The organism is Variovorax sp. Soil_C_33, assembly GCF_057656935.1.
The window spans coordinates 118,377-137,749 of sequence record NZ_JBDGJK010000015.1 but is presented as its reverse complement, the minus strand read 5'-3'; the positions used below and the strand labels follow the sequence as shown (position 1 = coordinate 137,749).

The following is a 19,373-nucleotide window of genomic DNA, read 5'->3' as shown; positions in this document are numbered from 1 at the left end:
CGATGCCTTCAACTTGGAGAGAGAAGGCATGTTTCTGAAGATTGGCGAACTCGCCCGGCGTACCGGCCTGACTGTACGCGCCCTGAGGCACTACGGCGATATTGGCCTGTTGGTGCCGTCCGAACGATCCAGCGGCGGCTACCGCTTGTACGATCACAATGACGTGGCGCGGCTGTACCGGATCCAGGCATTGCGGCGACTCGATCTTTCGCTGACCGAGATCGGCGCATTGCTCGACAACGCCGCCAGCGGATTGGCGGCGCTTGTCGCTCGTCAGTTGGCGCAGCTTGACCGCGAGATCCAGCGGGCAGCGTCGCTGCGCGCGCATCTGCTGGCGCTGCAAGGGCAGTTGCAGGCGCGCGAGGAGCCCGCTGTCGACGACTTGCTCGTCGCGCTCGAGCGCATGATCACGGGGGCGAAGTATTTCAGTGACGACGAACTGCGCACGCTTGCGACGCAGCGCGACGGCTTCGCCGAGACCATCGCGCCCGAACGCGCCGAGCTGACGGCCTCGCTTCGCGATCTCGTCTCGGCTGGCGTATCGCCTGAAAGTCCGCAGGCCCAAGCATTGGCCCAACGCTGGATCGAGATGTTGCTCAATGAAGTCGGCGGCGATGAAGGCCTGCTCATGAAGCTATACGGCATGCATTGGAACGAGCCTTCGCTGCACTCGTTGACCGGCGTGGATCGCAACGACATGCGGTACATCTCGCACGCCATGGCGTACGCCCGCCTCCAGCTGTACGCCGGCTACTGCAGTGCCGAAGAGATGGCGACGCTACATGCGCACTATGTCGAGCAGACCGACGCATGGCCACCGCTCATTGCAAAGATGCGATCTCTGATGCTGGAAGGCGCGGCTTCCGACAGCGCGGAGGTACGTCCCTTCGCACGTCGGTGGCAGGCGCTTTCGCTGGCCAAGGCTGGCGGCGACGTGGCGTTGCAGGCAAAGCTGCAGAACGCGTTTCTCAGCGACCCGGCGTTGCGTACTGGATCCGGCATCGACGCGTCCCTGGCCGCCTATGCCCAACAAGCCGTCGCGCAGCTCGATGAAGTTGTCCCTCGATCGCCTGAACAAGTCCCGCAAGCATGAATGTGAGCCCGCAGATGCAGACCAATCCCTATTTCTTCACCGGCAACTATGCGCCTATCACCGAGGAGCACGACATCGCGGTGCTGGACACGGAAGGCGTGATCCCGTGGGAGCTCTCAGGCAGTCTCTACCGTGTGGGACCGAGTCCGCAGTATGCGCCGCGTGACAACAACTACCACTGGTTCTCGGGCGATGGCATGGTGCACGCATTCCATATCAACGAGGGCCAAGTGTCGTACAGCAATCGCTGGGCGCGCACGCCAAAATGGCAGCTGGAGAATGAAGCCGGGCGCGCGCTCTTCGGCACCTTCGGCAACCCCGCCACCAGCGACCCTTTGGCGCAGGGTCGTAACGGCGGCACCGCCAACACGAGCATGCTGTGGCATGGCAACCGGCTGTTTGCACTGGAAGAGTCGCACCAACCCTTCGAGCTCGATCCGATTACGTTGGCTTCCAAGGGGCACCAGAGTTTCGGTGATCGCCTCACCTCGCGTTGTACCGCGCATCCCAAGGTCGACCCGGAAAGTGGCGAGCTCCTTTTCTTTGCCTACTCGCCCGACGGTCCTGCCTCGCCGACCATGCTCTATGGCGTGATGGATCCCAGTTGCGAAGTCACCGAGATCCAGTCGTTCACTGCGCCATATGCCAGCATGGCGCATGACTTCATGGTCACGCGCAAACATGTGCTCTTTCCGGTCACCCCGCTGACACTCAGCGTGGAGCGAGCAATGAGCGGAAAGCCTCTACTTGCATGGGATGCGCACAAGCGCACGCATGTCGGCGTGATGCAGCGCGGCGGCTCGGTGGACACCCTGCGCTGGTTCCAGTGCGACGCGTGCCACATGTTCCACGTGATGAATGCCTGGGAGGAGGGCGATACGCTGGTGGCTTATGTGATGCAGTCGCAGAGGGCGCCGGGCTTTCCCGATGCCGAGGGCCAGCCCGGCAACTCCGAGGCCATGGCTGCGCGCCTGTGCCGGTGGACCTTCGATCTCGCAGACACGGACGCCGGATTTCGCCGCGAATATCTGGACGATCTGGCGGCAGAGTTCCCGCGCATTGACGAGCGCTATGCGGGGCGCCGCAACCGCTACGGCTTCTACACCTGCCATGCCACCTCGCGTGCGCGCGATGATTCCGAGAGTGTGCTCTACGACAGCGTGGCCCGATTCGATTTCAATACTGGCGAGCGCTGCATGTATACGGTGTCAGATGGCGACGTGGTGTCGGAGCCGGTGTTCGTGCCGCGCACCTCAGAAGCTGAAGAAGGCGACGGCTGGTTGCTGACGGTGGCATGGCGAGAGCAGGAAAGGCGCAGCGACCTTCTTGTGCTCGACGCCACCGATCTGGCAGCCGGGCCCACCGCAATCGCCAGGCTGCCGCATCGCGTGCCGTTCGGCTTTCACGGGAACTGGCGCTGATCTCGTTCGAGTCTCTGAAAAGCTGCCGGATGACCGCCTTGGAAGGCGTGGCCTGACGCCGGCGTCCTGCGTCAAGCTGCATCCGCGCCACTTGGCCTATCTGTAGGCGCAATGCGAGAATGATTCGTTCCCATCTCAACCCCCGCCCCGTCGGGGACTCTGCGTCGGATTCCTCGGCTCACTGTGGTGCGTGTGCTCCTGTGCCACGTGCCCGGCGTGCGGAACGTTCCTGTCTGGCTTGCCCTTAACTACTCGTCCTTCGCTCAGTCGAACTCTGGCGGGCTGGTCAGCATTCGTTTGATCGGCGGCGATGAGCGCTCTGAGGCTGACCCAGGTTCCGGCGGAGCGGTTCAAGCGGTAGGCCACGCTGATGAGGGATTCAAGATGGCGATGCGGTCGGCAGGCGCGACGGTTGCATGACAAACGCGAAGCATCCGACGGTGCTCCTACTAGGTCTGGCAGGGCGTCTAAGCCCGGCTTAGTCTGCCGCCCAACGCTTGGAACCGACAGTCAGTCAGTCGGTGCTGGTAGACGTTGCTTCGTTGCTTCGGCGCTCCGGCCTTCAGCGCGGTTCGTCGATGCCGGCGACTGTGGCGATTCGAAGGGGTGCGGTGTCACTTTTGCAGGCATAGCGTGGCGACGCCCGCGTGGCAAGGGTCACGAGCGATGTGCACATCGTTTTCCACAGTCTTGTCCACTGGGACGGTGGAGAATTCCTACCTCAATGTTGAGGCGCTCCCAGGTCATCGCGGCAAGGTCATACACATTTTGTAGTGGACGCTGCTGTCGCGCGGTACCGCAAGGCGTGAAACAGAACCTGCCGGCCAACGTGCGCCGTCTCGGTCGAGCGCCAAGCGGAAGGCGTCCAGCGCAACCACGGCCAGATCAGAGCCGTGCGCGACCAGGCGCGCGCGGCGATAGATCCGCCTTACATTACAGCCGGACCTCGGTGATCTTCGCACCCTGCAGCGAGACCCCAGCCTCCAAGCCTACATTGGTCAGCACGAAGCCGACCACAGGCTGCCGAATCGTGTTGGTATCGATTCTGCCGTTGGCCCCGATGGTCGCGGCGGCTACAGTGGCGTCCGCCCCAGCCGTCCAACCTTTGCTGTTGCGGAACTTGTCCAGGGCGTCCTGAGTGGTGAACAGGTAGATCACTGCCTTCGATTGCGCGCCGGCCTGGAAGCCGATCGAGCCCGCAGTCGTGCTGTAGTAGGCCTGCGTGCGGCCGCCCACACGCAGCGCGCCGCGGCCGTACTCGGCGCCGATCCCCAGCTTCGCGCCAACCACCGACGGGAAGACCAGCACGCCTCTGGACTTGGCAACCAGCTCGCGTGAATCCGGTACTGAGTCGTAGAGTTTGGACAGGGAGGCGTCGACCTGGGCGTCGATGGACGCGCGCGAGGAAGCGGTGCTTGCGCGGTCGTCGGGGCGTGTAGTGGTGCAGCCGACGAAGGCCATGCCGCAAGCGGCAACAGCCGCCACGGTGCAGAAGGTTCGGAGTTTTGTCGAGTTCATAAGACCCCCTTCATCTGACGAAGAAGACTGAGAGGACAAAGCATCCAACGGACGCCGCGCCCGCCTGAGATCCAATGCTAGATCGTTGCCGATGTGGTTGGGGCGACAGGAGAACATGGCCCTATGCACGTCGCGCTCTCGAGGAAAAGAGAGGGGCTCAAGTTGGCGGCGCAGCCGCCGTGGGAGGTCAACTGCTGGACCGCGAACCCGCGACATTCGGCGGCTCCGCAAGGAGCGGAGCAGGACTGTTGGCCATTCTCTATTTCCTTTACGCCCTCTCGTTCCTTGATGCGACTTTGCCCGTGCTGGAGCCGGCTGGCAGTTGCGGCGGTAGTTGGTGCCGTTGTGGGGGCCGCGCTATTCGTTGTCATTCCCGTAGTCATCTTCGCACTGAAGGTTGCGGCGGGCCTTGTGGTCTTGTGCGTTTGCCTACATCTACTCGGTGCCATCGACCTCTGGCAAATGCTCGAATGATTTGTTCGCAGTTTCAACTACTGAGGTTCCTTCGGCCCAATCCACTTCTACTCACCCCGCCCGCGCCGTCGACACCGAGGCCGGCGGCTCTTGAAGCCGCTTAGTGCGCGATGACGCGCTCCATCAGGGTGATGTCACTGCGAGGCAGACCCTGCTTTGCGGCTTCATCGCGCCACGGCTTGACCGCAGCATCGACCTCCTGAAGTACATGCTCAGCTTCTGCGGCCGTGAGCCGGTAGAAGTCCGCGCATTCCAGCGCGGCGCTGATGTCCGGCTCTGCCGTGGTCCCGTCGATGGACAGGGTGTGCTGCGTCTTGTGGGGATTCGGGTTGATGTCAAACGCCGGGGCTAGCCGCCAGCCCGAGGCATCCCGGATGAATCCGTGATTGCGGAGGTGGTCGTCCGTGTTGCCAATGCGGATGTTGAAGAGCAACCGTCGAAACAACTGCGCGAGGTCTGCATCCACATGGCCACTGGCACCTTCGTCGCTGATGAACTGAGCGAGGTCGAGGTAGCTGGCGTCGTTCTTGCCGTCGGTGTATTCGAGCAGGGTCATGGCGGACGAGAACATCCTGCGGCTGTGCCCGTCGCGGTCAAAGCGCTTCGAGCAGTAGGTCACGAACTGGTCGGTGAGCTCCAGTCCGCGGGCCTCGGGCATCCATATGCCTGCGTTGTGCGCGAGTGCGCGCGTCAGCAGCTCCCAGCCTCCCACGTCGTGCCGGTCGTCCTTCGCAGGGAACTTGGCAATCCAGAGTGAGCCGTCTGCATCGACGAAGTTGGCCTTCGGACGGGCACCGCCGAGTGACGTCCCCGGCGCAATCAACATCGCGAGCCACTGTTCGAGCTCCTGCAAGTCTTCCCCATTGGAGTCCTCCAGGGCGCGGCTTGCACGGGCCAGTGCTCCGAGGTCGGTCACTGGCGGGGCGCCGAGCTCGTGGTTGTCCAGGAACGGGCCGTCATCGGTTGCGCGCAAGCGCAGTGCGCCCATACGGGTGGTGTCATGCACGCCCAGCAAGAAATCAATGTCTTGAAGTCTGCGAGGCTTGCGGCCCTCCCGTTTGGCGGCAAGGGATTCTCTGCGCTCGAGCAGGACACGGCCCCACCGGTCGGGAGCGGAGTCCATGAACACGCCAAAGGCCGTTGCCGGCTGCGCCGGGTGCTGTTCGCCGCCATAAAGGTCAAGGCGCGGGTCGAGCACGAATGCGCGCTCGTCCTGTAGCCAGGCATGGCTGTACTCGAACGCGGCTGGCGCATCCGTGCGGCTTTCATGGCGCCAGAGCGTCCCGACTAGGGTTTGGACGCCCAACTCGCGAGCGTCCAGGTGGACCTGGTACGACGTGCGTTCGCCTCTAGTTGTTGCCATCAGATCTGGTCCTTCGGGCGCGCGGACGACGTGCAATCGGTGTTTCGAGCTCCAGGTCCTGCAGCTTCCGGCCGAGCACGTCGTCCTTTGCAAGCATTTCGAGGTCCTGGTCCAGGCGCAGCACTCGTAGCGCGCGAAGGTAGGTGCCCAAGGCGATGTTCGGGTCGCCTTTTTCCAGTCGATTGAGCGTGTCGCGCGAAACGCCCATGCGCTCAGCCATCTGGACGGTCGAAATCTTGCGGCGACGGCGGGCCATGTGCAGCCGGTCGCCAAACGCCGTCATCTGGCGGGCGACCGAGGGAAAGGGACGCTGAAAGGTTCTGCCCATGATGTCTGATACTTTAGGCAAATCATCGGAGTTTGTCAATAGTATCGGACAGGCGATGCCGCCGTCCGTTCCGCGTCCTAATAAAATGTCCAATACTATCGGCAGAATTCAGCAATCTGCCTGAACTATCGGACGTTCCATGAGGAAGAGCGGGTCCTGACGGAGGGCCTAACGCCGACGGCGAGCCGCCTATTGGCGGGAAGTGCCGAAGGTCGAGCGCAGGGTTTTCTCCCAGACCCCTCATTCGCGCGTTCGTTGGGACGAGTCCCTCATCAAGCACCAGCTCCTTTGGCCCGATACCGTCGACGACAACCAAGAGTCGGAGCCGGACAACGCAGCGCCGGCTGGATGAGCCCTGTACTTGCGCCTTCAGGCATCGGCGTGGAACGCATTCATGCTAGAGACCCCGACGCATGAACTTCTGGGCATCGGGCGTCAATAAAAATTGTTACTGAAGTTGTTACTTTCGACCGACACGGTTACAACCCTGCCTTTGCCTGTGTCAAATCCGCTTTGAGGGTCCCCGTGCTTCCGAATGATTCGATCTACCGCTTCGACAACATCGAATTGCGCCCTTCGACCCGGCAATTGCTGATAGAGGGCCAGCCCGCCAACCTGGGGAGCCGCGCCTTCGATGTGCTTTCGGCCTTGATCGCGCACCGCGAGCGGATGCTGAGCAAGAACGAGCTGCTCGAGATGGTGTGGCCCAACCTGGTGGTGGAGGAAAACAACCTCCAGGTGCATGTGAGTGCGCTGCGCAAGCTGCTGGGACCCAAAGCCATCGTCACGATTCCGGGCCGCGGTTATCGCTTTGCCGCAGCGCTGGACGCTATGCCGGCTTTGGCCACGGCCGCCGCGAGCGTCGGTGCGCCCGCACCGAATCCCAGGGGCGCTCCCATGGCATCCGCCGCCCGGGCCCTGCGCTCGGAGACCGGCAACCTGCCGGCCTTGCTGCCTCCCCTGCTGGGGCGGGATGCCGAGCTGGCGCTGCTGCGCGAGCTGGTGCAGCAGCATCGCCTGCTCAGCGTGCTGGGGCCGGGCGGCATCGGCAAGACCAGCCTCGCCCGCGCCGTCGCCCGCCAGGTGGCGCACGACTTCCGGGACGGCGCCTGGATGGTCGAACTGGCCTCCACCTCCGAGCCGGCCACGCTGCCTGGCGCGGTGGCGCTCGCCCTGAGCATCAACCTGCCCGGCCGGGCTGACGCGAGCGTCGAGCTGGCCGAACGCCTGCGCGGCCACGAGCTGCTGGTGCTGGATAACTGCGAGCATCTGATCGAGGCCGTTGCTGCGCTCGTGGGCCACCTGCTCGAAGCCGTGCCGAACCTGCACGTCCTGGTCACGAGCCAGGAACCCTTGAAGCTGGCCACCGAGCGGGCGGTGCGGCTCGGCGCCCTGGCGGTGCCGGACCATGCCGTCCTCGCCGATGCGGCGACGCATGGCGCGGTGGCCCTGTTCGTGGCCCGCGTCGGCGCCATGCAGCCGGGCTTCCGACTCGACGAAGGCAATCTGGACGCGGTGGTAGACATCTGCCGCGAGCTGGACGGCCTGCCGCTCGCGCTGGAACTCGCCGCTGCGCGCGTTCCTCTCCTGGGCGTGCAGGGCGTGCGGCAGCACCTGGCCCAGCGCCTGCATGTGCTCAAGAGCGGCGTGCGCGATGCGCCCTCGCGCCATCGCACGCTGCGCACGACGCTCGATTGGAGCTATGCGCTGCTGAGCGCGGATGAACAGAAGGTGTTCCGCCGGCTCGGCGTGTTCGTGGGCGGCTTCGGCCTCGAGCTGGCGCAACAGGTGACGTCCGACGAGAGCATCGATGTGTGGGCCGTGCTGGACCATCTCGGCAACCTGGTCGACAAGTCGATGGTCGTGGTCGATGCCGGTCCGGTGCCGCGCTATCGCCTGCTGGAGACCGCCCGCGTCTACGCCCGCGAGCAGCTCGAGGCGGCCTGCGAATGGAACCACCTGCGCCAATGGCATGCGCGCTGCGTGCAGTCGGCGCTCGACCGGCGCGTGCGTGCCGGTCACCTGGGCGCCGAGACGGTGGACCAGTGGGTGCTGGCCTGCAGCCCCGAGATCGACAACCTGCGCAGCGCGATCGAATGGGCCTGCGGTCCGGGCGGCGATGCTGCGCTGGCGCTCGACCTGGTGAACATCGCCGCCATACTGATGTACCAGGCCGGCCGCTACCCGGAATGCCTGCGGTGGATGCTGATGGCCGAGCCGCTGATCAGCGAGGCCACGCCGGCGCAGGTGGTGGCCGAGTTCAGCCTCGGCATGGCGCTGGTCGGGCTGCACGGCGGCATCAGCGCGCAGCGGCGGATGCAACTGCTCGACCGGGCCTGCGAGATCTTCGAGCGGCAGCCGCCGCACGGCTTGCTGGCCCTCACGCTGTGTTCGAACGCCTATGTGGCAGCCGTGAGCGGCGATTTCGACAGCGCCGAGCGCCGGCTGGCGCAATGCCGCGAGCTGGTCGAGCAACCCGGCCTGCGCGCCTTCAAGGGCACCTGGCTGTATTGCTCGGGCATGGTGCGGCGCTACCAGGACCAGCCCGTCCAGGCGCTGTCTGCCTTCTCCCAGGCGCTGCCGCTGGTGCGCTCGGAAGGCAACGCGCGCACGCTCTTCCATGTGCTCAACAACCTGGCTGCCATGCATCAGGAACTGGGGCATGTGGACGAGGCGGTGGCCCAGTTCCGCGGGCTCATCGACCATTTGCAGCGCTCGCCGCTGACCGATGCGCAGATGATGGCCTTCGCGCTGAACTGGTACGCCCATGCGCTGGCCGGACAGGGCGCGCTCGAGGAGGCCCAAGCCCAGGTGCTTCGAAGCCTGCCGCATTGCCGCCGTTCGGTCGGGCTGCGCCACTTCGCGGGCATGCTGGCGCTGCTTTCGGCGCGCCAGGGCCGGCTGCGCGAGGCCGCACTGCTGATCGGCTGCGATGACGCCGCGCGTGAGCGGCGCGGCGAGCGGCGCACGCCCAGCGACGAGCGCACGAGGGCGGCCGCCCTGAAGCACATCGGTGCTGCCCATCCTTCGGCCAGCATCGAGGCTTGGCGCCTCGAAGGGGCCGGGCTCGACGAGGACGCCACCGTGGCGCTGGTGTCCCAAGGTCTCAGCGCGGGTCTGCACGTTCGAGCTGCGTGATCAGGTAGGGGAAGACGTCGCGCGCTGCATCGCGCCCGATGAACAGGTCCATGTGGGCGTAGCCGTCGAAGATGTGGCGCGTGTAGAGGGCAGGATCGTTGAAGGTCGACAGCCAGCGCTGCGTGCGGATGCAGGTTTCCGGGAAGAAAAGCTGGTTGCCGGCCCCGGCCACGAAGCTGATCGGCAGCGCCAGCCGCGGCGCGTTCTGCGGCACGACGTAGACGTCGCGCCCCTCGCTGTCCACTGCCTTGGCCTGCTGCATCATCAGGCTCAGCTGCTCGAAGGGGCGCAGCGACACGCAGCCGAACATTTCCGCCAGCGCCGTGTGGGTGGCGTTATTCAGTTGCGCGTGGGCATACGAGGGGCCGAAGATGGAGAACACTCGGCGGCACAGCGGGTTCTTGCAGTCCTCGCCCGCGGGAATGGGTACCTTCCACGCGAGCACGTCGATCTCGCGGTCCAGGTCGGTGGTGCCGGGCACGTTGTCGAAGCGGTCCTCCAGCGGTGCATAGCCCTGCAGCAGCCGGGCCAGGCCGAGGTCGGCCTTGGCGTAGTTGAGCCAGTTGGTCACCGGATGCAGCGTCAGCTGCGAGGAGACGATCGAGCGCACGCCGGTCATGCCGTCGAGCAGTGCCATCAGCAGGCTCATCGAGCCGACGCAGTGCGCGACCGCCTGCAGGTCCCGTGCACCCGTGGCCTCCAGGATGAAGCGCACCGCGGCCGGCCAGTCGACGCGGGCGATGTCGTCGATGGTGAAGGGGGCGATCGGGCTGCCGGAATCGGGGCTGGCCCGGTAGTCGAACAGCCACACGTCCCAGCCCCGCGCGCATAGCGCTTCCACCAGGTTCTGCTCCACCGTGTCGGTGGCGAAGGACGACGCCCGCACCGAGAAGCCTGGCGCCAGCACCACCGGCCCGCGCGCGCCGCCGGCATAGCGGGTGAGTTTGATCTTGAAGCCATCGCCGACGTCCACGCTGTGCGGCACCGGCGCCGGTGCGCGCAACGCGCGCCGCTGTAGCTGGGGGAGGTCGAGCGCCGGGAAGTTGTTCAGGTTCGCCAGCAGGCCGCCGTAGGCGCGGAACAGCGTCGTGGCGAAGAAGCCGCCAAACTTGGCCAGGTAGACGGCGTTGATGGCGTCGCGCGCGGCCGGCACCTGCTGCTCCACCTCGCCCAGCAGGTTGGCGGGCGGCTCCAGCCGGATGGAGGACGCCTGCCACAGCAGGTCTTCGAGGTCGAGCGTCAGAATGCCCTGCGCGACCAGCGGGCGATCGACGCTTTCGACGTCGTGCACACGCACGAACAGCGTGGTGGTGTCGGTCCAGGGGGAGGTGCCGGGACGCTGGTGCAGCAGCTTGTGGCCCTTGAAGCGCAGCCGCGAGTCGCCGCGCTGCAGCATCATCTCGTAGGTCATGGTCCAGGTTTCCACCCGCTGCGCGTCGGGCGGCAGCAGGTGGAACACGCCGCTCGCCACCGGCATCGGCTCGTGCCACAGCGCCGGGCAGGTGACGGTGCCGGAGATGGTCGCGGCGTGCGTCGGGTCCGAGACCATCGCGTGCAGGTCGTGGGTATGGATGGTCAGCTCGAAGCGCATCGTCTGGTTGCGCATGCGGCCCCAGGCACAGGCGACTTCGTAGTCGTCTGCGATGCGGCGTGCCGCGTCGGGGCGCGCGACCACCGCGTCGGTGCTGATCCAGCCCTGCATGGTTTCGGTGAACTGGAAGCTCGGGCTGAGCAGCGCCGGATCCTTCTCGATGAGCAGCTTGATCGCATGCTTCGCCAATTCGACGGCGCCCGCTTCGAGATGGCCGGTCACGTTTTGGAGAAGCGCTTCGGCGTCATGCGCGATCGACGAGATCTCCCGCTTCAGCCGTTCCAGCAGGCCCGAAGGAGGTGAGGCCGCAGGGGAGGTCGCAGGGGAGGCCGGAGCCGGGGACGCGCTGCGCGCGGGCAAGACCTGGCGCGGATTCAGGCCGAGCTCGATCACCCAGCCTCGCGCGTCGCACAGGTTCTGGCAGGCGCGCTCGGCCAGGGCCGTGATGGTCAATAGCGGATTCACGCCCGCAGCACCCGGCAGCACCGCGCCGTCGCAGACGTAAAGGCCCTCGTGAACCGCCTCGCCTTCGTTGCCCGAGAACACCTGGCCCTGGTGATTGACCACGCCATCGCGCCCGCTGTCGCCCATGCCGCAGCCGCCGAGCGGGTGCACGGTGATCAGCTTGCGGCCGAGCGATTCGGCCGATAGCGGATTCGGGATGAACTGGCCCTGGACCGCGTCGTTGGCAGCCCGCAGCCACGCCTCGTCCCTGGCGATCGTGGGGCTGGCGCCGGCGTCCGGCCAGTCGATGCGCAGCCGGTCGTCCTCCAGGTGCAGGCGGCCGGCCGCGTCGTCCACGCTCATCACCAGGTAGGTCTGCGTGCGGGCCACCGCGCCGGTGTAGGCGAGCCCGGTCAGGCTGCCGGGGTCGTTCTGCACCGCCTCGCCCAGGACCTGGGCATCGAGCAGGCGGGGCTTGGCCTGCGTGGCGCCGTACGCGAACTCGCCGCCCAGCATCGCGTCGGAGAAGAACAGCGCGGGCGCCAGCAGTGGGGCCAGCGCGCCCGGGATCACGCCCTCCTCGATCACCAGCCCGTCACCCACCTCGGGCGTCTGGCGCATGTCGATCACGCCGGTGATGCACGGCCCCGGCAGATCGGCCGGCGCGACCTGGTTGCGCCCGGTGCCCACACCGTTGATCGGGCTGCGCACGACCTGGTCCTGCGCATCGGTGCCGGACCGCCAGTAGCTGTTGTAGCCCAGCGCGAGCACATCGCCGTTGCCGGAGAAGCGCTGGCCGAGCCGGTCCGTCAAGGGCAGGCCGTGCGCCTTGGAGCGCAGCAGGATCTCGGTCGAACCCAGGGCGCCTGCGCCGAGCATCACCACGTCGGCGCTGACGCTGCGCCGGCCGGCGCTCGCCTGCGCGGCCGGACCGTCCGGCCCCCGCAGGCCGACCTCGTCGAAGTACACGCGCCAGCGCGCGCCGTCGCGCTCGACGTGGCTGACCTGCGCGCCCGTGAAGATCTGCGCGCCGTGGTTGTGGGCGTCGGGCAGGTAGTTCATGCGCGTGGTGTTCTTCGCGCCCACGTTGCAGCCGCTGGTGCAATCGCCGCACAGGTTGCAGCGCGGCTGCGTCACGCCGAACGGGTTCACCTGGTCGACGAAGTTCACCGCGATCGGCGCTCGCTTGAACGGCTTCTTCATCGCCGCGGCCGATTTCTGTAGCGCCAGCAGCTTGTTCAGCGGCGGGAAGTCTTCCGAATCCTCGGGATAGGGCGAGGGGTCGAGCATCTGCCGCGCGCGTGCGATGTAGGGATCGAGCAGCTTGGGGTCGCGCCGGAACTCGGCCGGCCAGGGCGTCGCGTCGAACAGGCGCGGATCGATCTCCAGCGTGACGTTGGCATTGATGAGCGAGGTGCCGCCCAGGCCGCAGCCCACCATCGCCAGCATGTCGTCGCTCAGGTGCAGGTTGTACAGGCCGTCGGGTGCGCCGAGCTTGCCGCGCGCACCGTCGATCTGCATGTCGGCCTGCGCGGTGGCGAGGTCGTTCGGGAACTGGCCGGGCAGGATCTCGCGACCGCGCTCGAGCACGCAGACCGTCTGGCCGGCGCGCGCGAGGCGCGAAGCCGCCACGCCGGCGCCATAGCCGGAGCCCACGACGACCACCTTGTAGTGCGGGGCGATCTCATCGAGCGAGCGGGAAATGGGCTTCATCGTCATGCCTTCGCCCCTGCCATCGTCTTTGTCCGGGCGTCCATCTCGGCCCGCGCGTCCGCCATCACCGCGACCGAGGCGGTGAAGAACTCGTCGAGCAGCAGCGTGGCGCGGCTCTGCGTGGCGTGCTGCGCGTTGCGCGAGAACGCCTCCCAGGCCGGTGCCGTGCGCTCGATGCCTGCGGCCAGCGCCGTCAGCATCGGGTTGTCGCGGTCGCGGAAGCCGCCGACGCCACGGGCGTGCACCGGGGGCACGCGGCCGTTCACCGGGTCGTTGAACAGGCGCAGCGATGCGATGTTCAGCGCATCGTCGATGAACATGGCCGAGGCGCCTTGCGTGGTGGTCATGGTGGGCTGGTCCATCACCCAGCCGCCGGTGTTGAAGACGCCGACCGGCCGGTTGAAGCCCGCCACCGGCAGCTCGTCCTCGAAAGGCTTGTGGCTGTGGCCGAAGACGAAGCTGAAATCCAGCTCCGATGGCTTGAGCCCGGCCTGCTCGAGCTGCAGCTTCACCGGCCCCGAGAGGTACCAGCGCAGGTCCGCCACGTCTTCGGCACTCATCACTTCGGCATAGCCGTCGCGCTGCGACTCGGCGCCCCGGCCGAGCGTGGCATCGAGCGTGCCGAGGACGAGCTGGCTGACCGTGACGCCCTGGAACACGTCCATGCTCCCGCTCATGCCGAAGTTCTGGTCGAGCTTGGCCACCAGCAGGGTGGCCAGTCGTTGAGAGAAGTCGTGCGATGCGGCGGCATCGCGCATCACCTCGTAGAGCTTGCCGGCGCCCGCGCCGGTCAAGCCGGAGCTGCCGAGGTCGGACCACATGAAATCGACCCAGGCGCCGTTCTGGCCCTCCAGGTCCGAGACCGTTACGGCGCCGGGGTTGCGTCCCGCGCTGCGGCCGGGGGCTTGCGCATTCAGGATCCTCATCACGCGGTACATCGGGTCGATGTAGTGCCCATGGTGCAGCACCACGCAGCGGCGGCGCGCGTCATCGAGCAGGCCGAGATTCGGGTAGGCGATGTCCACCCGCGCGTCAGCCAGGCCCGGACAGCCGGCCGCGAGCCGCGTCAGCATCGCCGAGCCGATCCGGGCGGCCCCGGCCTCCTCGCCCGCAGGCTCGAAAAGTGCGGTGTGCTTGATCAGGTCGTCCTCGACGCGGCCCTGCTGCAGCGCGTCCTGGAACTGCTGGTCCTGCGCGATGCGCCAGAGATGGTGGTCGTGGTTGCCGGGCACGTACAGCACGCGCGGGGCGAACACGGGCCGGCCCCCATCCTGCATCACCGTCTCGACGAAGCACTGGAACGCCGCTGCCACGTCGCCCATCGGCGACAGGCCCATGTCGAGCACGTCGCCCAGCAGGATCAGTGTCGGGGGTGGGCCGTCCATGGTGGACAGCAGCTTGCGCAAGGCGCTGCCGAAGGCGATCTGGGTGTCGCTGGGGCGGCGGGGATCGGGCCGTCCCTGCGCGTCGGCGTAGGTCAGGGTGCTGTAGGCGGCGCCGAGGTGAAGGTCGGACAGGCAGACATAACGGGGGGCATTCAGGGCCATGGTTCGTGGGCGCATCGGTGGGACCCGGCCGGGTCCGTGCCGGGACTGTCGCCGAAGGCGGCGGCGGCGTCATGAATGCAGCCCTTAAACGTCCTGAATTCGGCTGGCCGGAGGCCACCTGAAGCGGGTTTCAGCACGCTTCAGTACTACTTAAGGACCGGAAGGGCGCGGCGCGAGAAGCTTGGCTCTCCTTTTTCACAAGCCAACGGAAGAGCGCCATGATCAAGCTGAACACCACCACGGCCGCAGCCATCGCCGCGACGCGGCGTGCCGTCGGGGTGCCGCGGCAGGTTCGGCTGCGCAACGGCGCGCCGGCCCAGATCCGCGCCCTGCGTTCCGACGACGCGAAGCGCTTTGGCGGCTTCGTCGCCAGGCTGTCGGCCGCATCGCGCGGCGAGCGCTTCGGCCGCGGCTTCGGTACCTGCCCTCCGGCCATGCTGCTGGACCTGGTCAACGTGGACGGCGTCCGCCATGCTGCCTTCGTCGCCACGCTGAAGCTGGACGACGACGAGGAGGTCATCGGGGAGGCGCGCTACGACGTCAGCACGGATGGTGACTGCGCTGAGCTGACGCTTGTCGTGGCCGACTTCTGGCAAGGCCAGGGACTGGCCGAGCCATTGCTCGATCGCCTGCTCGAGGCCGCGCGCGATGCCGGCCTGCGTCGGCTTGTCGGCGAGGTACCCTCTTCCAACCACCGGATGATCCGCTTCATGCAGCGCATGGGCTTCGTCGCGTGCGCGCAAGGCGCCGATCGGCCGGTGCTTCGCATGGAACGTGGCGTGGCCCCACGGCTGCCGCAGGCGCCTGCGCTGCGACCCGTGGATGTGCTGCGGCGCTGGCTGAACAACCAGCTCTTCCAGTTCGGCTTCTGATGGGCCTCCCACGGCGAGATAAGATGCCGCGCTTTTGGCGCGCCGCAGCGCACGAAGGAACCGACATGGCGATCACCACCGATGGACCGCGTGCGGATGCACCCGCGCGGCGCATTCGCGACCTGCCGGGGCCGCGCGGCCTGCCTCTGCTGGGCAATGCCCTGCAGATCGAGCGCGAACGCCTGCACCAGCAGGTCGAGCAGTGGGCGCGCGAGTACGGCGAGACCTACCGCTTCCGCATCGCCTCCCGTGAGTTCGTCGTCATCTCCAACCCGGGGACGGTCGCCGCAGTGCTGCGCGACCGGCCCGATGGATTCCAGCGCGGCGCCAAGCTCAACACGGCCGCCCGCTCGCTGGGCTTCAACGGCCTGTTCACCATCAACGGCGACGAATGGAGGCGGCATCGCCCCATGGTGCTGCGCGGCCTGGACCCGACCCACATCAAGGCCTTCCATCCCACGCTGGTGAAGGTCACGCAGCGCTTCGAGCGCCGCTGGCGCCAGGCCGCTGACGAAGGACGTGCGATCGACCTGCAGGCAGACCTGATGCGCTACACCGTCGACGTGACAGCGGGCCTCGCCTTCGGCACCGACATCAATACGGTGGAATCGGACGACGAGGTTATCCAGAAGCACCTGGACAAGCTGCTGCCCGCGTTGGCCAAGCGCGTGCTGTCGCCGCTGCCGCGCTGGCTGACGCGGCGCGACCGGGCGGTGGAAGCGGATCTGGCGGCGGTGCACGGCGCCGTGAACGGCTTCATCGCCGCCGCGAGGCAACGGCTCGCCGACGAGCCTGAACTGCGCGAGCGCCCCCGCAACCTCATCGAAGCCATGATCGCCGAGCGCGACCGGCCCGGCTCCGAGCTGAGCGACGAGGACGTTTCGGGCAACATGTTGACCATGCTGCTGGCCGGCGAGGACACGACGGCCAACACGCTGGCGTGGATGATCTGGCTGCTGCATGCCCATCCCGAGGCCGCGCGACGGGCCGCCGAGGAAGTTCGCCGCGTGCTCGGCAACCAATCCCATCCTACCCACGAGCAGTTGGGCGGGCTCGATTTCGTGGAAGCCTGCGCGCACGAAACGATGCGGCTGAAGCCGGTCGCCCCGCTCCTCATCCAGGAGGCCGTGCGCGATACCGTGGTGGACGGTGTGGCAGTGCCTGCCGGCACGCCGGTGATGTGCCTGATGCGCCCGGCAGCCGTGGACGCCGCGCATTTCCCCGATCCCCAGGCCTTCCGGCCGGAACGCTGGCTCGCCGGCGATGGGCCGGCCCGGGCCGCGGGCTCGGCCAAGCGCGTCGCCATGCCTTTCGGCGCGGGGCCCCGCACATGTCCCGGCCGCTACCTCGCGCTGTCGGAGATGAAGATGGTGGCCGCGATGCTGCTGGGCGCATTCGAGATCGCGGATGTGTCCACCCCCGACCGCACCGAGGTGCAGGAGCGGCTGGCGTTCACCATGTCGCCCGTAGACCTGAGGTTGCAGCTGCGAACCCGGGCCCAGTAGCCGTGCGCAAATAGCTGCGCATGAAATCGCGCCTTTCGCGCCATGCGATCCGCGTTCGCCTGCAGCTCGAAGGCGCAGCCTGCCACTTGGTTGCCGGCTCGTGCGACTCCGTGAGCGTGTGGGGCAGGGGATCGAAGAATGACCACTATGAAAATTCCCGTCGCGCAGGGTCTACGATCAGGCTGGCCGATTGACCACGCTCGACGGCAAGATGGTGGACCTGTCCGCCCGGGAGCTGAGCCTGCTCGAGGTGCTGCTGCAGCGCGCTAGGCGGCCGCTCCGCAAGGACCAGCTGGTTGAGCGCCTGTGCGAGTGGGGCGAGGAGGTGAGCCTCAAGCGGGCGTTGTCGCTCTTACACGTTGTTGTCCGTCGTGCTGATCTGGATGCTGCACGAATTGGGCTACGACTCGCGCGCGCTTGTCGCTCAGACGCTGCTCGCCTGGTTCGTACTGCCGATCACCTACGCGGTGACGACGACTTCGGACGAGAACATCAACTGGGTGCGCGGGCCGGGCAGGTTGCAGCGGCGCGTCCATCCGCTCGTTTGGCTCGGATTCTTGATGCTGGCGTTCCCGATCGGCCTGTACCTGCCGACGCATTTCGTTTTGCAGGCGCTCTTCGCTCAAGCGGGTTGAGCAGGATCGCCTTCGGACCGGTGCAGGCAGGTCGCGCGATCGGCCTCGGCGCTTCTCAGCGTACGGAATTTCACCAATCAGGACTATTTCAGCGTTTTGCTGAAAGCCTTCGATTCAATGAAAAACGTGGAGCGCAAAGCGGCGGACGCTCTCCGCCTGTGCTGGAGCAGGTGCCGCGATCAGGCTTTTGGACATTGAACGTGAGGTGCTGACACCGGGCCACGAGGGCGATATCGTGGCGCACATCGACGTATCGGGCAGGCGCCATGCGCTGCTCTGCGAAGTGAAGTCCGATGGCCAGCCGCGCCGCGCCGCGCCGCGCCATGTTCGGATCGCGCTGCTTCAGCTGCGTGGCGCATCAGGCGCAAGATGCCACGCCGGTCTTCATCGCCTCCTATCTGACGCCCGAAGCCCAGGCGCTATGTCGCGAGCAAGACGTGGATTTTGTCGACCTCGAAGGCGATGCGCGCCTGGTTTTTGACGGCATCTTTATCGAGCGCCAGGTTGCAAGCAAGGCCTGTTGCGGTCGACGCGACCTCAGGTAGCTGTTCAAGCCGAAGTCCGCACAGGTGCTGCGCGCGTGGGTGCGTGGCAAATGTCTAGTCCCCCAGCACCACCACGTGTCCCTCCCGTGGATCGGCGCCACCCGCATGTAGCTTGGCGATCAGCTCTTGCGCGGCTGCATAGCCCCTGCTTTCGACCACCCTCATCCACGGCCGTGCGCGGTCGGCGATTCGCTCGACGAAGCCGCGTTGTGCTGTGTTGAAGTTCTGATTGAATAGCGCGTGTCCCCAATCGGCGTTCCGCTTCTTGATCTGCACCGGCGCGAAAAAGAACTTCGGCGCCGGACCGGGCAAGTCGGTGTCGCGCAGGAAGTTCGTGTTCTGTGCCGAACCGGCGAAGCAGTCGTAGACCAGCGCGTCTCCGAAGTGGTGGTGCACGTGCTCGCGCAGCGACTCGTCACCTGAAAAGTCGACATACAGCGTTGGCACGTCGCGCCGAATCGACCCCAACGCGTCGTAGGTCGTCGTCTGCCGATAACAACCGAGGCCTTCGACGAAGGCTGCGTTTCGCTCGGAGGTGAGTGCGGAGAGCTCGATGTCGCTCTCGCCTTGCAGGCAGAACGCCGTGCCATAAGCAGTCTTGCTCGACGCGCTGGAAACGACCAGTTGCCTGGCGCCGAAGTACGCGTTGTCCTGCAGGAAGTCGGCCAACATGAACGAGGTGAGGAACAGCGGCCGCACAACTATCTGATGGTCCTCGCGTTGTGGCAGGTACCCCGCGTCCTGACTGCAGCGCGTGTATTGGTTGTAGGCCGAGGTGAGCAGCTTGCGGTGTTCGGCGCCGTCGTAGAAGCCGCGCGCCGTCACTCGCTGCGGCGCCACGATCAGGTGGCTTGCGATCGGAAAGTAGCCGTAGAAGCGCTCGCCGATCGCGACGCCCGAAACGGTGGAAGCGACGACATCGGCGAAACCCCACACCGGCATGTGGCCCCACGCATCGTCGTTCGTCGGAAAGAAGGCCCAGTACTGCATCGCATCGCCGAAGGCGGCGTAGGTAATGTTGTTGGTGGTGATCGCCACGCGCGAGATCTTCAGCAAGGCCTCGCCCTGCGCAAGCGGCAGGGGAATAGCCCGCGCTTCGATGCGGCTGTGGTTCAATGCCAACTTGTCGGTGAGCAGCCGCGTGATGGAGATCGTTGTGTCATTCATGGTTGTGCTTCACTTCGTC

The 19,373-nt window shown here is 66.4% G+C and carries 13 protein-coding genes and 1 pseudogene; 8 read left to right on the top strand and 6 right to left on the bottom strand.

Annotation, left to right across the window (positions count from 1 at the left end):
- Positions 1-28: 28 nt before the first annotated feature.
- The gene (locus tag AC3A6B_RS22140; RefSeq protein ID WP_487838797.1) at positions 29-1,093 is read left to right on the top strand and encodes a MerR family transcriptional regulator; all 1,065 of its coding nucleotides are present in this window, start codon (positions 29-31) and stop codon (positions 1,091-1,093) included.
- Positions 1,090-2,514, top strand: coding sequence for a carotenoid oxygenase family protein (locus AC3A6B_RS22135; protein ID WP_487838796.1), 1,425 nt, complete (start codon positions 1,090-1,092; stop codon positions 2,512-2,514). Before AC3A6B_RS22140 ends, AC3A6B_RS22135 begins: the two co-directional genes overlap by 4 nt.
- A gap of 933 nt (positions 2,515-3,447) precedes the next feature.
- Here the strand turns inward: AC3A6B_RS22135 and AC3A6B_RS22130 are convergent.
- From AC3A6B_RS22130 to AC3A6B_RS22120, 3 genes are all read right to left on the bottom strand, one after another.
- A complete protein-coding gene (locus tag AC3A6B_RS22130) occupies positions 3,448-4,032 on the bottom strand; it encodes a BPSL1445 family SYLF domain-containing lipoprotein (protein ID WP_487838795.1) in 585 nt (194 codons plus the stop codon).
- 574 nt (positions 4,033-4,606) lie between these two features.
- Entirely contained in the window at positions 4,607-5,869 is a 1,263-nt protein-coding gene (locus tag AC3A6B_RS22125) for a type II toxin-antitoxin system HipA family toxin (RefSeq protein ID WP_487838794.1), read from the bottom strand.
- The gene (locus tag AC3A6B_RS22120; protein ID WP_487838793.1) at positions 5,856-6,197 is read right to left on the bottom strand and encodes a helix-turn-helix domain-containing protein; all 342 of its coding nucleotides are present in this window, start codon (positions 6,195-6,197) and stop codon (positions 5,856-5,858) included. Before AC3A6B_RS22120 ends, AC3A6B_RS22125 begins: the two co-directional genes overlap by 14 nt.
- A 525-nt stretch (positions 6,198-6,722) precedes the next feature.
- On the opposite strand from AC3A6B_RS22120, the gene AC3A6B_RS22115 reads away from it, so the two are divergent.
- Entirely contained in the window at positions 6,723-9,335 is a 2,613-nt protein-coding gene (locus AC3A6B_RS22115; RefSeq protein ID WP_487838792.1) for an ATP-binding protein, read from the top strand.
- Here AC3A6B_RS22115 and AC3A6B_RS22110 read toward each other — a convergent pair.
- The gene (locus tag AC3A6B_RS22110; protein ID WP_487838791.1) at positions 9,304-13,083 is read right to left on the bottom strand and encodes an alpha/beta fold hydrolase; all 3,780 of its coding nucleotides are present in this window, start codon (positions 13,081-13,083) and stop codon (positions 9,304-9,306) included. The two genes, AC3A6B_RS22115 and AC3A6B_RS22110, sit on opposite strands and share 32 nt — an antisense overlap.
- 2 nt (positions 13,084-13,085) lie before the next feature.
- Positions 13,086-14,630 carry a metallophosphoesterase family protein gene (locus AC3A6B_RS22105; RefSeq protein WP_487838790.1) on the bottom strand — a complete coding sequence of 515 codons (1,545 nt, stop codon included), beginning with the start codon at positions 14,628-14,630 and terminating at the stop codon, positions 13,086-13,088.
- Positions 14,631-14,848: 218 nt separating this feature from the next.
- Between AC3A6B_RS22105 and AC3A6B_RS22100 the strand changes: the two genes are divergently transcribed.
- From AC3A6B_RS22100 to AC3A6B_RS22080, 5 genes and pseudogenes are all read left to right on the top strand, one after another.
- A complete protein-coding gene (locus tag AC3A6B_RS22100) occupies positions 14,849-15,502 on the top strand; it encodes an N-acetyltransferase family protein (protein WP_487838789.1) in 654 nt (217 codons plus the stop codon).
- Positions 15,503-15,567: 65 nt separating this feature from the next.
- Positions 15,568-17,007 carry a cytochrome P450 gene (locus AC3A6B_RS22095; RefSeq protein ID WP_487838788.1) on the top strand — a complete coding sequence of 480 codons (1,440 nt, stop codon included), beginning with the start codon at positions 15,568-15,570 and terminating at the stop codon, positions 17,005-17,007.
- Between the two features lie 169 nt (positions 17,008-17,176).
- Positions 17,177-17,404 (top strand): annotated as a pseudogene (locus tag AC3A6B_RS22090) (winged helix-turn-helix domain-containing protein); the annotation flags it as partial.
- Positions 17,370-17,642 carry a hypothetical protein gene (locus tag AC3A6B_RS22085; protein ID WP_487838787.1) on the top strand — a complete coding sequence of 91 codons (273 nt, stop codon included), beginning with the start codon at positions 17,370-17,372 and terminating at the stop codon, positions 17,640-17,642. The pseudogene AC3A6B_RS22090 and the gene AC3A6B_RS22085, both read left to right, overlap by 35 nt.
- Positions 17,643-17,935: 293 nt before the next feature.
- The gene (locus AC3A6B_RS22080) at positions 17,936-18,187 is read left to right on the top strand and encodes a hypothetical protein (protein WP_487838786.1); all 252 of its coding nucleotides are present in this window, start codon (positions 17,936-17,938) and stop codon (positions 18,185-18,187) included.
- A 54-nt stretch (positions 18,188-18,241) separates the two neighbouring features.
- Here AC3A6B_RS22080 and AC3A6B_RS22075 read toward each other — a convergent pair whose 3' ends face one another.
- The gene (locus tag AC3A6B_RS22075) at positions 18,242-19,354 is read right to left on the bottom strand and encodes a DUF2855 family protein (protein WP_487838785.1); all 1,113 of its coding nucleotides are present in this window, start codon (positions 19,352-19,354) and stop codon (positions 18,242-18,244) included.
- Positions 19,355-19,373 lie beyond the last annotated feature (19 nt).

Excerpts from the sequence above, each read along its gene's own strand:
- AC3A6B_RS22130 (WP_487838795.1), bottom strand. The coding sequence starts at position 4,032 with ATGAACTCGACAAAACTCCGAACCTTCTGCACCGTGGCGGCTGTTGCC.
- AC3A6B_RS22095 (WP_487838788.1), top strand. The coding sequence starts at position 15,568 with ATGGCGATCACCACCGATGGACCGCGTGCGGATGCACCCGCGCGGCGC.
- AC3A6B_RS22075 (WP_487838785.1), bottom strand. The coding sequence starts at position 19,354 with ATGAATGACACAACGATCTCCATCACGCGGCTGCTCACCGACAAGTTG.
- AC3A6B_RS22110 (WP_487838791.1), bottom strand. The coding sequence starts at position 13,083 with ATGAAGCCCATTTCCCGCTCGCTCGATGAGATCGCCCCGCACTACAAG.
- AC3A6B_RS22125 (WP_487838794.1), bottom strand. The coding sequence starts at position 5,869 with ATGGCAACAACTAGAGGCGAACGCACGTCGTACCAGGTCCACCTGGAC.
- AC3A6B_RS22105 (WP_487838790.1), bottom strand. The coding sequence starts at position 14,630 with ATGGCCCTGAATGCCCCCCGTTATGTCTGCCTGTCCGACCTTCACCTC.
- AC3A6B_RS22080 (WP_487838786.1), top strand. The coding sequence starts at position 17,936 with ATGGCCAGCCGCGCCGCGCCGCGCCGCGCCATGTTCGGATCGCGCTGC.
- AC3A6B_RS22135 (WP_487838796.1), top strand. The coding sequence starts at position 1,090 with ATGAATGTGAGCCCGCAGATGCAGACCAATCCCTATTTCTTCACCGGC.
- AC3A6B_RS22120 (WP_487838793.1), bottom strand. The coding sequence starts at position 6,197 with ATGGGCAGAACCTTTCAGCGTCCCTTTCCCTCGGTCGCCCGCCAGATG.
- AC3A6B_RS22100 (WP_487838789.1), top strand. The coding sequence starts at position 14,849 with ATGATCAAGCTGAACACCACCACGGCCGCAGCCATCGCCGCGACGCGG.
- AC3A6B_RS22140 (WP_487838797.1), top strand. The coding sequence starts at position 29 with ATGTTTCTGAAGATTGGCGAACTCGCCCGGCGTACCGGCCTGACTGTA.